This window comes from Actinomycetospora termitidis (assembly GCF_030286555.1).
In the GTDB taxonomy this organism is placed as follows: domain Bacteria; phylum Actinomycetota; class Actinomycetes; order Mycobacteriales; family Pseudonocardiaceae; genus Actinomycetospora; species Actinomycetospora termitidis.
Genome location: NZ_JASVWF010000010.1, coordinates 12762 through 26543, shown reverse-complemented (window position 1 = coordinate 26543; position 13782 = coordinate 12762). Strand labels below are relative to the sequence as shown.

Genomic DNA, 13782 nt, shown 5'->3' with positions numbered 1-13782 from the left:
TTGTCGCCATGACGACAACAAGTGCTCACCTGGCGAAGCCACACCTACGGCCCCGGGAACCACGTCTTGAACGGCCGGGCGCCCTCGTCGACCGTGAGCCCCGGGGCATCCGTGCCGATCCGACCCAGGGCGAACCGCAGCACCCCGGTGTCCGAGTCCGAGCGCACCGACACCGTGGGCGGGAGATCCGACGCGGCCCACGCCCCGTCGACCACCGCGAACCGCAGGTCCACGGTCGGACCCTGCAGCGCGACGACCGTGCCCTCCGGCCCGACCTGCCCCGCCATCGATGCCAGCACCGGGAACACCGCGGGCAGCACCGCGACGGTCGCGGCCACCACGTCGGGCCCCAGCGGCTCCTCGCGGCCCAGCGCGGAGGCCACGTCGTCGGCGTGCACCCCGGCCTCCATCGCGAACACCTGCAGCCCGAAGGCCGCCGGGATCTCGCCGAACGGGATCACGAGCGTCCCCTCGCCCACGGAGGTCCGGCCCAGCTCGGAGACCAGGTCGGCCACCGAGGTGCGCAGCGCCGCGAACACCGCGGCTGGCCCGCCGTCGGGCTCGACGCCCACCGCGGTCCCGGGCTCGCCCACCCGGGCCCGCCGCAGCGCGTCCGCCTCCATCGACGTCCCCCAGGCGCCGTGGCGCGCGAGGTCGAGCACGGTCCAGCCGGCGCAGCGGGTCGGGCCGGACCACCCGTCGTCGGGAAGAGCGGCCAGACTCTCCAGCACCGTGCCCCAACACCGGTCGACGGCGGAGCGGGCCTGCACCTCGGTCAGCATCGGCTGCGTCCTTCCACGAGCAGTTCGGCACGGGAGCGGTCCGCGGCGCGGACGGCGCCGGAGGTCTCGTCGAGGTCCAGCGCGGCCCGGAACAGTGGCGCGGCGTCGTCGCCGGCGGCCCGGGCGGCGAGGCCGCGGAAGTGGTCGACCGCGCCGAGGCACAGCGCGCCGGACCCCACCACGACGACGAGTCCCGCCCACGGCTCCAGCAGGTCGCGCAGCGTCGCGGCCGCCCCGGCGTTGCTGACCAGCAGCGCCGTCTCGGCGCACTCGGCGAGCAGGAACGCCCGGGCACCGTCGTCCCCGAGCACCGCGAAGCCGTCCGCGGCGCTCCACCGCAGCAGGTCCGAGGCCTCGTCGAGGGCCCCGGCCCGCGCCAGCCCGACCGCGACGTGCACCCACGTCCGCCCGCCGACCGCCTGCGCGACGTGCCGCAGCGTCGGCAGGGCCAGCTCGGGCGTGCCGAGGGCCGTGTGGAGGGTCAGCAGCTGCACCGAGTGCACCTGGCCCACGTCGCCGTAGTGCCAGCGCTCGCCCTCGACGCGGAAGTGCTCGACCGCCTCCGCGGCGTCGTCGAGGTCGCCGTGGTGGAGCAGCATCGCGGCCCGCCACATCGCCGGGTACCAGAGGTGCAGGGGTCGCCCGAGCCGCACCGCGAGGGCGGACGCCTCGTCGGCCAGCGCGACCGCCTCGGTGGTCGACCCCAGTTCGAGCAGGTCCACCATCTGCAGCCGCAGGGCCTCGAACTCCCGCTCGCCGTCGCCGGCCGCCCGGGCCGCGGTCAGCAGCTCCGAGTCCGCCGCGAGCCGCGCCTGCAGCGCCCGCGGTGCCGCCAGCGTGGGCCGCCGTGCCAGCAGCGCGTACGCGAGTGCCCCCGGATCCCGCGCGGACCGAGCGAGCGCGACCGCCTCGTCGCCGACCACCTCTGCCGTCGGGACGTCGCCGCCGTAGGCGTGGGCCCGGGCGAGCGCCGCGAGCAGCCGGGCCCGCAGCCCCGTCTCGTCGGCCGGGGTCAGCGTGCGGGCGTCCTCGAGCAGCTCCAGGGCGCGCGCACCCCACCGCGAGCGTGGGAGGCGGCTGTCGAACAGCGCGTCCTCGTACCCGAGGGCCGCGGCGGCCCGGACCCGGTACGTGCCGGGCGCTGCGGCCTCGGCGACGACGGCGAACGCCTCCATCGCCTCGGGCAGCCGGCCGGCGCGGCGCAGGGCCTCGGCCCGGCGCAGGCGCCGGTGCGCGCGCTCCTCGGAGGGGGACGGGTCGGCGGCGACGCCGAGGTCGTGGGCACGGGCGAAGAGCTCCGCGGCGTGCAGCGGCTCGCTGCCGATCGCGGCCTCGCCCGCCTCGGTCAGGGCGGTCGCCGCGCGCCGGGCCAGCGCCACGCGGTCCAGCCGCCCGCCCAGCACCGGGGCCTCGTCGTGGGCCGCCGCGAGGTGCCGCCCGACCCGCTCCGCGCGCCGCGGCCCGCCCCGCCGGTCGAGCCAGTCCGCGAACCGTTCGTGCAGCTCCGCGCGACGGGCCCGGGGCAGGGTCGCGTAGGCCGTCTCGTGCAGCAGCGTGTGCCGGTAGGTGTACGACGACGGGTCGATCACGTCGGGGTGCGGACCGCGGAGCAGCCCGGCGCCCGTGAGGTCGGCGAGCGGGGTGGCGGGCTCGGCGACCCCGAGATCGGGCAGCGCGGAGGCGGGCAGGGTGCGCCCGGCGACCGACCCCTGGCCGAGCAGGGTGCGCGACGACGGTGGCAGCGCGTCGAGCTGGCCGAGGTAGATCGCGCGCACCGTGCTCGGGACGGTCGCCTCGCCCGCGGTCCCCGTCTGTTCCCACGCGCGGAGCAGTTCCACGACGAACAGCGGGTTGCCGCCGGCCGCGCGCCGCACCTGCTCGACCACCGCCGCCGGGAGGTCGGGCGCGCGGTCCGCGACGATCGCGACCACGTCGGCGTCGGGCAGCGGGTCGAGCACCAGCACGTCGCCCTCCGGGGCGAGCGCCTCGGGGCGGGCGGTGGACAGGAGCAGCCGCGCGGGGCGGTGGGGTGCCGACGAGGCGTGGGCGAGGAAGGCGTGCAGGTCCGCGCCCGCGAGGTGGACGTCGTCGAGCACCCAGACCGGGGTGGGGCCGCCGGGATCGTCGTGGGCGTCGAGCACGGCGGTCCACGAGGTCCAGAGCTCCTGCGGGCTGCCGGTGAGCTCGGCGCCGGTGAGCAGGGCGGCGGTGTGCCGGGCCGACACCTCCGCCCGCGCCCCGGTGTGCCCGTGCCGGGCGAGCCGGTCCTCGATGCCGTCGGGCGTGACGCCCGCTGCGGTGAGCAGCGCCGCGACCGGCGCGTAGGCGGGTTCGTCGCGGCGCACCCGGACGAGCCAGACCGGGCCGTCGCTGCGGTCGCGGAACTCCTCGACCAGGCGGCTGCGCCCGACCCCGGGCGGGGCGAGGACGGTGAGGCGCTCGGCGCCACGGGCGGCACGGTGGGTGGCCTGCAGGCGGGCGAGCTCGGCGGTGCGGCCGCGGAACCGGTCGCGCGCGGTCCGCGCCGCGCGGGCCCGTCGTCCGGACACCCGGTAGGCCGCCACGCGCTCGGCCTTGCCCTTCAGCGCCACCTCGCCCAGCGGGTCGAGGGTGAAGGCGGTCCCGACGGCGAGGGCGGTCTCCGGTCCGACGACGACGGTGCCCGGCTCGGCGCTCGCCTGCAGGCGGGCGGCGGTGTTGACGACGTCGCCGGAGAGCCGCCACCCGCCGTCGGGAGCCCAGGTCACGACGACCTCGCCGGTGTGCACCCCGACCCGTGCCGCCAGCGTCCCGGCCGGGAGGCCGAGGTCGGCCTCGACGCCGGTCAGCGAGTCGATGACGGCCAGGCCCGCCCGGACCGCGCCGACGGCGTCGTCGGGACCGAGCGCCGGCAGCCCGAAGGTGGCCAGCACGGCGTCGCCGATGTACTTCTCCACCTGCCCGCCCGCGGCCGCGACCAGGCCCGAGACCTGCGAGAAGTAGTGCTCCTGCAGCATCGCGACGTCCTCGGCGTCGAGCTCCTCGACGAGGCTGGTGAAGCCCACGAGGTCGACGAACAGGACGTGGACGAGGCGACGCTCCGGGGCGCGGGCACTCGTCACGCTGCACATTCAACACGGCGAGATCCGTCCGTGCATCGTCCCTCGGTCGGACTACACGAGCAGGCCGCGCCGGTACACGGAGCGTTCGAACCAGAGGGTGAACAGCGGCGGGATGCTGGCGGCGAGCCCGAGGACCGTCGTGACCATTCGCCAGCGGAAGACGCGCGCCGCGACCAGCGTGACCACCACGTACGCGACGAACAGCGCGCCGTGGACCGGCCCGAAGACGCGCACCCCGACGTCGTCGAACACCACGAGGTACTTGAACACCATCCCGATCAGCAGCCCGGTCCACGAGCACGCCTCGGCGATCGCGACGACGCGGAAGACGGTGGCGAGAGGGGCGGACGTCCGGCTCACGGGGCGGAGTCTTCCCGACGACGGGTCGGTGCGGGTGTGAGGTCGACCGGGTCCCGCTCAGCGCCCCGGGGCGTCCGTGCCGTCGACGATCCGGCGCACGCTGTTGCGGTGGTAGCCGGTCAGCTCGGCGACCTCGGTGACGGTGACGCCGGCCGCGAGGGCCTCGCGCATCGCCTCGCGGAACTCCGCCTCGGCGGCGTCCGCGGCCCGCCGCGCGGCCTCGCGCTCCCGGAGGGCGGCGTCGAGACGCGCTCGCACCTGCCTCGGGTCCACCACACGACGGTGACGTGCACCAGTCGCAGTGCATGACGTCGGAATGCCTGTGCACCAGGTATGGTGCATGGCATGGCCCCGCGCTGGCACCTCCACGCCCGACTCTTCCGGGGCACGCTCGACGCCCCGGTGCGCAACGAGCTGCGGACGGCCGAGGGGGACGACCGGGCGGCGCTCGAGGAGCTCGCGGACGACCTGCGCGAGCGCGGGTGGAGGGTGTGGCTCTACGAGCGCTACGACGGGCGCGCCGGGAGTCTCGGCGAGGTGGGGAGGCCGCCGGGGTTCACCGTGGTCGCGGAGTGGCGGGAGATCTGAGACGTCAGCGCAGCGCCGTGGCCGCGGCGTGCAGGTCGTGCAGCTCACTGCGGGCGAGGTCGCCGTAGGAGCGGTCGTCGGTGGTGTCGCCCCAGCGGTCGAAGGCGCGGTGGAAGGCCTCGACGCCGAGCTCGGCCGCGACCGCCGCCGTCGGGTCGGGGACACCGCGCCGTCGCAGCGCGTCGGCGAGGGCCGCCGCGAGGTGTGCCCGCTTGAAAGCGGCCCGCTCCTGCAGTTCGGCGCTGCTCGCGACGACCGCGCGGAGACGGGGGCCCCACGCGCGCTGCTCCGGGGTGAAGGCCGCCGTCGCGTGGTCGAGGGCCGCCGTCACGGCCTCGAGCGGGGTCGCGCCGTCCGGCGCCGCCGCGGCGCCCTCGGCCAGCAGCGTGCTGTGGTGCTCCTGTCCGGCGAAGAGCACCTCGCGCTTGTCCGGGAAGTGCCGGAAGAACGTGGCCTTCGTGAGGCCGGCGCGCTCGGCGACCTGCGCGACCGTCGTGACCTCGTAGCCCTGCTCGGCGTACAGGTCGATCGCCGCCCGCACGAGCCGCAGGCGGGCGTCGGGTTCCCAGCGCGCCACGGGGTCGAGCCTAGCGATGAGACCAAGTCTCGTCACGGTGCTACGGTGACGAGACTTGGTCTCATCAACGAGGGAGCTCGACATGCACGTCTTCGTCACCGGCGGCACCGGGACCATCGGGAACGCCGTCGTCGCCGAACTGCTCGGCGCCGGCCACTCCGTGCTCGGGCTCGCGCGGACGGAGCGCTCGGCCCGTGCCCTCGAGAACGCGGGCGCCACCGTGGTACGCGGCGGGCTGGCCGATCTCGACGCCCTGCGGGAGAGCGCGGCCGCCACCGACGGGGTGATCAGCCTGGCCTTCGACCACGGCAACGAGACGGGCGATCCCACCGCCCTCGACCGCTCGATCGCCCAGGAGACTGCCGCGATCGAGACCCTCGGGCAGACGCTCCTCGGCAGCGGGCGTCCGCTGGTCGTCGTCTCCGGCACGCCGTGGATCGCGGGCCGGGCGGCCACGGAGCACGACCCGCTGCCGACCGACGGGCCGGTCGGGGGTCGTGCTCGCGCCGTGAACGCCGCGCTGGCCCTGGCGGAGCAGGGGGTGCGCAGTACGGCCGTCCGCATCCCGCGCACGGCCCACGACCGCGGCACGGGCGGGTTCGCGGGCCTCCTGACCGAGCAGGCCCGCCGCAGCGGCGTCGCGGGCTATCCCGGTGACGGGACCCAGCGCTGGCCGGCGGTGCACGCCCGGGACGCCGCGGTCCTGTTCCGGCTCGCCCTCGAGACCGCACCGGCCGGCACGGCGTGGCACGCCGTCGCCGACGAGGGGGACGCCGTCGTCGACATCGCGACGGTCATCGGGAAGCGGCTCGGGCTGCCGGTCGGGTCCGTGCCCGCCGAGACCTTCGGTCCGTTCGGCCCGATCTTCGCCGCGGACCAGCCGGCCTCCAGCGCGCACACGCGCGCCACGCTCGGATGGGAGCCGACGCACCCGTCGCTGCTCGAGGACCTCGAACTGCTGGAGCCCTGAGGCTCACCCCGGCACGGCGGCGACCAGCGCCCGCGTCAGCGCGGCCGCCGCCGGGCCGACCGACCCGCGCGGCCACGCGAGGACGAGGCGGGCCCGCACGTCGGCCGCGAAGGGCACCGTCACGAGCTCCTCGGACCGCAGGGCGGACAGCGAGGCCGGGAGCACGGCGACGCCGAGCCCACGGGCGGCGAGCCGGGCGAGGACGGTCGGGTCGCTCGCGGCGCAGGCGATCCGGACCGGGACGTCCGCGCAGGCCAGGTCGAAGGCCTCCCGCAGGGCGTTGCCCTCGGACGGGGCGACGACGTCCCGTCCCGCGAGGTCGCGCGGCGCGACCGACGCCGCCGTCGCCAGGGGGTCGCCCGAGGGCACCGCCACCACCAGCGACTCCTCGGTGACCGTGCGCGCGACGAGGTCGTCGGCGACGCCGCCGGCCGCGCCGATCAGCGCGACGTCGACCCGGCCCTCCCGCAGCATCGTCACGAGGCGACCGGACCCGGCCTCCACGAGCGTGCACGTGACACCGGGGTACATGGCGGCGAACTCGGCGAGCACCCCGGGCACGTCGAGGAACGGGCCGCTCGTCACCATCCCGACCCGCGCCTCGCCCCGCAGCAGGCCGTCGAGGTCCTCCACCACGCGCGTCACCCCGGCGACGGCGTCCAGCGCCCGCCGCGCGGCGGCGACGACCTCGGTCCCGACCGGGGTGGGCCGCACCCGCGGGCCGGACCGGTCGAGCAGCTCGTGGCCCAGCTCGCGCTCCAGCTTGCGGACCTGCGCGCTGACGCCGGGCTGCGCGACCCGCAGTCGCTCCGCGGCACGCGTGAAGCCGCCCTCGTCGGCGACCGCGACCAGGTACTCGAGCTGGTGGAGCTGCACGGCCAGCACTCTTGCTTCTGCCGTGCGGAACGTCCAGCTCTTGGACTTCTGGACGACGACCGATCAGGCTCGTCGTCATGAAGATCGTGCTCGTTCCCGGCGCCTGCCACGGCGCGTGGTGGTACCGGCCCGTCGTCGACGTCCTCGCCGCACGCGGCCGGTCGGCCCTCGCGCTCACCCTCCCCGGGCTGTGCGAGCGGGTCGAGGAGCAGGGCGCGACGCTGGCCTCGCACGTCGCCGACGTCACCGCGACGGTCGCGGCCCTCGACGAGGAGGTCGTGCTCGTCGGGCACAGCTACGGAGGCATGGTGGTCGCGGGGGTGGCGGACGCCCTGCCGGGCCGGGTCCGGGGGCTGCTGTCGGTGGACGGCTTCGCGCCCCGGGACGGTGACTCGTGCTGGTCGGGCGTGGACGACGCGATGCGCGCCTGGTACGTCGACGCGTCCGGCCGCAGCGGGACCGGCGTCGACCCGATGCCCCAGTTCGACCCCCGGACCACCCCGCACCCGCTGGCGTCGCTCGTCCAGCGGATCCGGCTCACCGGCGCCTACCGCGGGGTCCGGCACTACGCGCTGGCCGCGGACCCGACCTGGACGCCGCACTCGCCGTTCCCCGCGATCGCCGAGCGGCTGCGCACCGATCCGGCGTGGACCGTCACCGACCTGCCGACCACGCACAACGTGCTGCGCGACGGGACCGAGCACCTCGTCGGGGCCATCGAGGCGCTCGTCGCGGAGGTGGAGCGGGCAGGATGACCGCCCGTGGCAGCACGCGTCGGCACCCCTGACTCCTCTCCCCGCGACCAGGCGGCGGGGCCACCCCCGCACAGCGGGCCCGGATTCGGAGGATCTTTCCCCCGCCGCCAGGCCGCGACCCGGCGCTTCACCCTCGGCGCCCCGCGGAGCGTGACGATCGCCCCGGACGGCTCGCGGGTGGTGTTCCTGCGCAGCCGCGGCGGTGACGACCCGGTGACCTGCCTCTGGGTGCTCGACCTCGCGACCGGCGAGGAGCACCTGCTCGTCGACCCCCTCGCCCTCGACGTCCCCGGGGAGGACGACCTGCCCCCGGAGGAGCGGGCCCGGCGGGAGCGGGTGCGCGAGCAGTCCGGCGGCGTCGTGGACTACGCGACCGACCGCGCCGTCGACACCGCGACCTTCGTGCTCTCCGGGCGGGCGTTCACGGTCCGGCTGCTCCCGGGGTCGACCCCGCAGCCGCTCCCGGTGGAGGGCCCCGTCGTCGATCCGCGCCTCTCCCCGGCGGGCGACGCGGTGGCCTTCGTCCGCGCGGGCGCGCTGCACGTGCTGGTCAACGGGGTGGAGCGCACGCTCGCCGCGCCGGAGGCGGAGCACGTCACCTACGGCCTCGCGGACTTCGTCGCGGCCGAGGAGATGAACCGCTACCGCGGGTTCTGGTGGGCGCCCGACGGCTCCGCGCTGGCCGTCGCCCGCGTCGACGACAGCGCCGTCACCCGCTGGCACATCGCCGACCCCGCGAACCCGGACCGCGAGCCGACCGTCACCGCCTACCCGGCCGCCGGCACGACGAACGCGACCGTCACGCTGCACCTCCTCGGTCTGGAGGGCTCACGGTCGGACGTGGACCAGCCCGACGAGTACCTCGCCGACGTGCACTGGGACACGCACGAGCTGCTGCTCACCACCTCCACCCGCGACCAGCGCACGGTCACGCTCCGCCGGGTCGACCCGTCGTCGGGAACCTCGTCGGTGGTCCGCACCGACACCGACCCGGCCTGGGTCGACCTGGTGCCGGGGATCCCGGCCCATCTCGACGACGGGTCGCTCGTCTGGTGCGCGGACGTCGAGGACGCCCGGCGGCTGGTGGTCGACGGCTCCGTGGTCACCGGCCCCGAGTGGCAGGTCCGCGGGGTGGCGGGGGTCGACGGCGGGACGGTGCTGTTCACCGCGTCGCGCGCCGGGGTGCCGACGTCGAGCGTGCTGGCGATGTGGTCGCGCGACGCCGGGGTGTCCGTGGTCAGCGCCGAGCGCGGGGTCGCCTCGGGCCGCCTCGCGGGCGGGGTGCTGGTGGTGTCGCAGTCGTCGCTCGAGCACGACGGGTCGGTGACGACGGTGCGGGGCGACGGCGGGTCGACGGTGATCCGGTCGTTCGCGGAGGCGCCGGACCTCGAGCCGCGCGTGCACCTGTTCGCGGCGGGGGAGCGGGGACTCGCGACCGCGGTGCTGCTGCCGCGACACCACATCCCCGGCTCGGAGCGCCTGCCGGTGCTGCTCGACCCCTACGGCGGGCCGCACTCCCAGCGGGTGCTCGAGGCGCGCGGGGCCTTCCTGACGAGCCAGTGGTTCGCCGACCAGGGCTTCGCGGTCGTGGTCGCCGACGGCCGGGGCACGCCGGGACGCGGACCGTCCTTCGAGCGGGCGGTGGACGGCGACCTGGCCGCGCCGGTGCTGGAGGACCAGCTCGCCGCGTTGGAGGCCGCGGCCCGCGAGGTGGAGGACCTGGACCTGTCGCGGGTCGCGATCCGGGGCTGGTCCTTCGGCGGGTACCTGGCCGCGCTCGCAGTGCTGCGCCGCCCGGACGCGGTGCACGCGGCGATCGCCGGAGCGCCGGTGACCGACTGGGCGCTCTACGACACCCACTACACCGAGCGCTATCTCGGCACCCCGCAGGACCGCCCCGACGCCTACGAGCGCTCCTCGATCCTCGACGACGCCGCACGCCCGGCCACCGACGAGGCGCCGAACCGCCCGCTGCTGCTCATCCACGGGCTCGCCGACGACAACGTGGTCGCCGCCCACTCGCTGCGCATGTCCTCGGCGCTGCTCGCGGCCGGGCGCCCGCACCGGGTGCTGCCGCTGTCCGGGGTCACGCACATGACGCCGCAGGAGGTCGTGGCGGAGAACCTCCTGCGCCTGCAGGTGGCGTTCCTGGAGGAGTCGCTGGGCGTGCGTCCCTGAGTGTCAGCAGTGCGGCCATGCTGACGCTCGACGTCACATTCGTGCCCGGTACGAATCCGGGCCCACGAGTTTCTCCAAACCGCACCCACGCGCCGAGCCGACCGTCGACCCTGATGTCCGGTTCGGGGTCACGGCGGACGGTGGAGGACTCGGGTGGGCGCGGCGGACGTGCGGCTGGAGGTGGTGCGCGCTCCCGGCGGGGTGACGGTGCTCGCCGACGGGCGGCCCCTCCCGGTGCCGCCGGGCGCCGATCCGCGGGAGATCGCGCTCGCGGCGGCGCGGCGCCACGCCGCCCGGCGCGGCCGGACGCTGGCGGTCGAACTCGTCGACGGCGGATCGACCGGCCTCCTCGAGATCGACCCCTTCCCGACGGCGGGTGCGCCCGCTCCGGAGCCCGCGCGCGAGGAGGCTGTGCGGTCCGAGACACCTCTCGCTCCTCCGCCCCGTGTCGCGGTCATCGAGCGGGCGTCGGCCTGGCGTCGACCCGAGCCGGTGGCTGCCCCGCCTAGACGGCGTCCGGTCAGCTCGCTCGTCGCCGCGGCGCTCGTGGCGGTCGCGGTGCTGGTCGGAGCCGTCGGCACGGGGGTCGCGACGCTCGCGTCGTCGCAGGCGCTGCCGGACTCCTGCCGACCGGTCACCCTCTACGCCGTCGGCGGTGCCGGGGGCAGCTCCGACGTCCTGACCGCCGTCACGGACCCGCTCGCGCAGCAGTTCGGCGAGAAGGTCTCGGTGGTCACGGTGCCGCCGCCCGCGACCGGCGGTGCGTACGCCGCCGCCGAGTCGGCGGCGGTCGGCGCCCTGTCGGACGCGATCGGGGACCACGTCGAGGGGTGCCCGACCGGCGCGATCATGCTCTTCGGGTACTCCGCGGGCGCCCAGGTCGCGGGGGACCTCGCCTCCCGCATCGGCACCGGGCTCGAGCCCCGCATCCCGGCGAATCTCGTGCAGGCGGTCGGACTCTTCGGGGACCCGGCCCGCAGCCCGGCCACCCGCGTCGTGCCCGAGGGCGCCACCGGGCAGGGCGTGCTGCCCCCGCGGGCGGTCGAGTTCGGCGCGCTCGACGCTCGCACCATCCAGATCTGTGCTCCGGGCGACCCGGTGTGCGACGCCCCGACCACGGGCGCCGCGCCCTCGCTCGAGCAGGCGCTCGGCTCGCCGGTGCACGCCACCTACACGCAGCTCGCCGTCGCTCAGGGCACCACCGCGCCGGCGTGGGCGGCCGACTCGCTCGGCAAGGTGGTCGCCGCGGTGCCCACCGATGCCGGGCCGGCCCGCCCGGACTCTGCGCCCGGCACGACGACCACCGGCGCGGGCGCTGCCGCGTCCACCACCACCGGCGCGGGCGCTGCCACGTCCACCACCGGCGCAGGCGCCGCGGTGACCACCGGTCCGGGCGCGGGCGCCGCGGTGACCACCGGCGCGGGTGCGGGCGCTGCCACGGGAACCGGCTCGGGCACCGCTGCGACCACAGGTTCGGGTGCTGGCGTAGCCACGGGTTCGGGTGCTGCCGTGACGACCGGTCCGGGTGCTGCCACGGGAACCGGCTCGGGCGCTGCGACCCGGGACCCCGCCACCGGCTACTCCGACGAACCGGGCGGATCGAGCGCCGAGGGGACCGGCACCGGTGGCCCGGCGGCGACGACCGCTCCGGGCTCGGGCAGCGCCACGGGAGGCGCGGGCGTGACCACGGCACCGGGCTCGGGCAGCTCGAGTGGCTCGGGTGGGACGCGCTCCACGGCCGACCCGACGCGCTCCAGCGAAGGGGGCGTCGCTCCGACGACGGCGCCGGGCTCGACCGGCTCGCGCGGAACCGGCGGATCGGCCTCCGACGTCACGCCGACCCGCGAGTCCGGGTCCAGCAGTTCCGGTGTCACGACGACCCGGGCGCCGGGATCGTCCGGCACGGGGGCGAGCCGGACGTCCTCGTCCCCGACCGGCGAGCGTGAGGGCAGCGCCGACCGATCGTCGAGCCCGACCACCACCTCTCCGGCCACCACCGGCGCCGCGGAGGACGAGGGCTCGAGTGGCACCGTCACGAAGGCGGCGTGGTCGCTGACCGACGGCCTGGAGGGCTTCAAGTCCACGCCCTGGAACAACCAGAACGCGACCGACCCGAGCGGCTCCGAGTCGCCCAACGTGCCCGGACGGCAGGCGGTCAGGTTCGAGATGCCCGGTGGCGGCAAGCGCACCGAGGCCGAGCCGGACGTCCCGGAGTTCCAGGAGGGCGAGACGAAGTTCGTCGGCTACTCCGGGTTCTTCGACCAGGGCTTCCCGACCGACACCGGCACCTGGCAGCTGATCATGCAGTTCAAGCAGCCGGGGACGGGGAGCCCGCCGCTGGCGGTGGAGGTCGGGAACGGGCAGCTGCGCCTGGCCAACAACGGCGGGAACCAGAAGGACTTCTGCCCCGTCGGCCCCGGCGCGTTCTCCTTCCAGCTCGGCATCACCTTCGGCGGGAGCATCGACGCCTACTGCAACGGGCAGCAGACGCTGGCGGGCTACCGCACGCCCGAGTCCAACGTGAAGGGCAGCGCCTACCTCAAGACCGGCATCTACCGCGACGAGTCGATCGGGCAGGACAGCACGCTGTTCCTCAACGACCTCAAGATCGGCGACGACCTCGCGGCCGTGTCGGGCCTGGCCGGCGCCGATGGCGGGTCGGGCGGCAGCACCGCGGCGGGTGGCGCCGGATCGAGCAGCGCCGAGCGCACCACGGACGCCGCGGCGGCGGACGCGACGAGCGACGACGGCGGCGCCACCGGGCGGACCACGGCGCCCGCCGCCCCGACGAGCTCCGGGTCGGCCACCACGCAGCCGGGCACCACACGGCCGGCCACCACCGGACGCACCGCCGAGGCACGGGCCGAGACCGCGTCGGTCCGCGGCGCGCAGGTCTGCGACAAGTTCGGGTCGACCGAGATCGCGGGCGGGGCGTTCATGGTCCAGAACAACGAGTGGGGCGCGGCCGACGGGCAGTGCATCACCGCCACCACGCAGGGCTTCACCGTCGACTCCGGCGACCACAGCAAGGACGACGCCCCGGCCTCCTACCCGTCGATCATGTCCGGCTGCTGGATGGGCACCTGCACCGAGGGCACCACCCTGCCGAGGAGGATCAGCGAGCTCGGCCCGATCAGCTCGAGCATCGCCGGCGAGATCCCGGCGGGCACGAAGTCCAACCTCGCCTACGACATCTGGGCCGACAGCACCCCGAAGCAGAACGGCCACAACGACGCCCTCGAGCTGATGATCTGGCTGAAGGAGACCGGAGGCATCAAGCCGATCGGCCAACAGGCCGGGACGGCCACCCTCGGCGGCGCCACCTGGGACGTGTGGAAGGGCACCAACGGCGGCGTCAACGTCATCTCCTACGTCCGCCAGGGCTACGTCGACGCCGCCGACGACCTCCCGATCACCGACTTCGTCGACGACGCCGTGGCGCAGGGCTCGGTGTCGGCGGACGCCTTCGTCACCAACATCCAGGCCGGCTTCGAGCCATGGACGGGCGGACCGGGCATGGCCCTCACCCGCTTCGACGTCGACTACGGGACGGGGTGAGCGATCTCGCTCCGACGCCGTCTCGCAGCCGCACGAC

Annotated in this window: 11 protein-coding genes; 5 read left to right on the top strand and 6 right to left on the bottom strand. The window is 76.1% G+C overall.

Annotated elements, in window-relative coordinates:
* Nucleotides 1–44: 44 nt before the first annotated feature.
* The 4 genes from QRT03_RS29945 to QRT03_RS29930 are packed head-to-tail and all read right to left on the bottom strand — an operon-like array spanning nucleotide 45 to nucleotide 4516.
* Entirely contained in the window at nucleotides 45–782 is a 738-nt protein-coding gene (locus QRT03_RS29945) for a maleylpyruvate isomerase family mycothiol-dependent enzyme (RefSeq protein WP_286056836.1), read from the bottom strand.
* Nucleotides 776–3883: an adenylate/guanylate cyclase domain-containing protein gene (locus QRT03_RS29940; protein ID WP_286056835.1), complete on the bottom strand. Its 3108-nt coding sequence runs from the start codon at nucleotides 3881–3883 to the stop codon at nucleotides 776–778. Before QRT03_RS29940 ends, QRT03_RS29945 begins: the two co-directional genes overlap by 7 nt.
* Nucleotides 3884–3934: 51 nt before the next feature.
* Nucleotides 3935–4243: a DUF3817 domain-containing protein gene (locus QRT03_RS29935; protein ID WP_286056834.1), complete on the bottom strand. Its 309-nt coding sequence runs from the start codon at nucleotides 4241–4243 to the stop codon at nucleotides 3935–3937.
* Nucleotides 4244–4300: 57 nt separating this feature from the next.
* Nucleotides 4301–4516, bottom strand: coding sequence for a hypothetical protein (locus tag QRT03_RS29930; RefSeq protein WP_286056833.1), 216 nt, complete (start codon nucleotides 4514–4516; stop codon nucleotides 4301–4303).
* 72 nt (nucleotides 4517–4588) lie between these two features.
* Between QRT03_RS29930 and QRT03_RS29925 the strand changes: the two genes are divergently transcribed.
* The gene (locus tag QRT03_RS29925) at nucleotides 4589–4831 is read left to right on the top strand and encodes a toll/interleukin-1 receptor domain-containing protein (RefSeq protein WP_286056832.1); all 243 of its coding nucleotides are present in this window, start codon (nucleotides 4589–4591) and stop codon (nucleotides 4829–4831) included.
* Nucleotides 4832–4835: 4 nt separating this feature from the next.
* Here QRT03_RS29925 and QRT03_RS29920 read toward each other — a convergent pair whose 3' ends face one another.
* On the bottom strand, nucleotides 4836–5408 hold the full coding sequence (locus tag QRT03_RS29920; protein WP_286056831.1) for a TetR/AcrR family transcriptional regulator: 573 nt from the start codon (nucleotides 5406–5408) through the stop codon (nucleotides 4836–4838).
* 82 nt (nucleotides 5409–5490) lie between these two features.
* On the opposite strand from QRT03_RS29920, the gene QRT03_RS29915 reads away from it, so the two are divergent.
* Nucleotides 5491–6378: an SDR family oxidoreductase gene (locus QRT03_RS29915; protein ID WP_286056830.1), complete on the top strand. Its 888-nt coding sequence runs from the start codon at nucleotides 5491–5493 to the stop codon at nucleotides 6376–6378.
* A 3-nt stretch (nucleotides 6379–6381) separates the two neighbouring features.
* Here the strand turns inward: QRT03_RS29915 and QRT03_RS29910 are convergent, their stop codons facing one another.
* The gene (locus QRT03_RS29910; protein WP_286056829.1) at nucleotides 6382–7263 is read right to left on the bottom strand and encodes a LysR family transcriptional regulator; all 882 of its coding nucleotides are present in this window, start codon (nucleotides 7261–7263) and stop codon (nucleotides 6382–6384) included.
* Between the two features lie 68 nt (nucleotides 7264–7331).
* On the opposite strand from QRT03_RS29910, the gene QRT03_RS29905 reads away from it, so the two are divergent.
* The 3 genes from QRT03_RS29905 to QRT03_RS29895 all read left to right on the top strand — a co-directional run bounded on the left by QRT03_RS29905 (nucleotide 7332) and on the right by QRT03_RS29895 (nucleotide 13745).
* On the top strand, nucleotides 7332–8009 hold the full coding sequence (locus QRT03_RS29905; protein ID WP_286056828.1) for an alpha/beta fold hydrolase: 678 nt from the start codon (nucleotides 7332–7334) through the stop codon (nucleotides 8007–8009).
* Between the two features lie 6 nt (nucleotides 8010–8015).
* The gene (locus QRT03_RS29900; RefSeq protein ID WP_286056827.1) at nucleotides 8016–10187 is read left to right on the top strand and encodes a prolyl oligopeptidase family serine peptidase; all 2172 of its coding nucleotides are present in this window, start codon (nucleotides 8016–8018) and stop codon (nucleotides 10185–10187) included.
* 153 nt (nucleotides 10188–10340) lie between these two features.
* Nucleotides 10341–13745 carry a GH12 family glycosyl hydrolase domain-containing protein gene (locus QRT03_RS29895; protein WP_286056826.1) on the top strand — a complete coding sequence of 1135 codons (3405 nt, stop codon included), beginning with the start codon at nucleotides 10341–10343 and terminating at the stop codon, nucleotides 13743–13745.
* Nucleotides 13746–13782 lie beyond the last annotated feature (37 nt).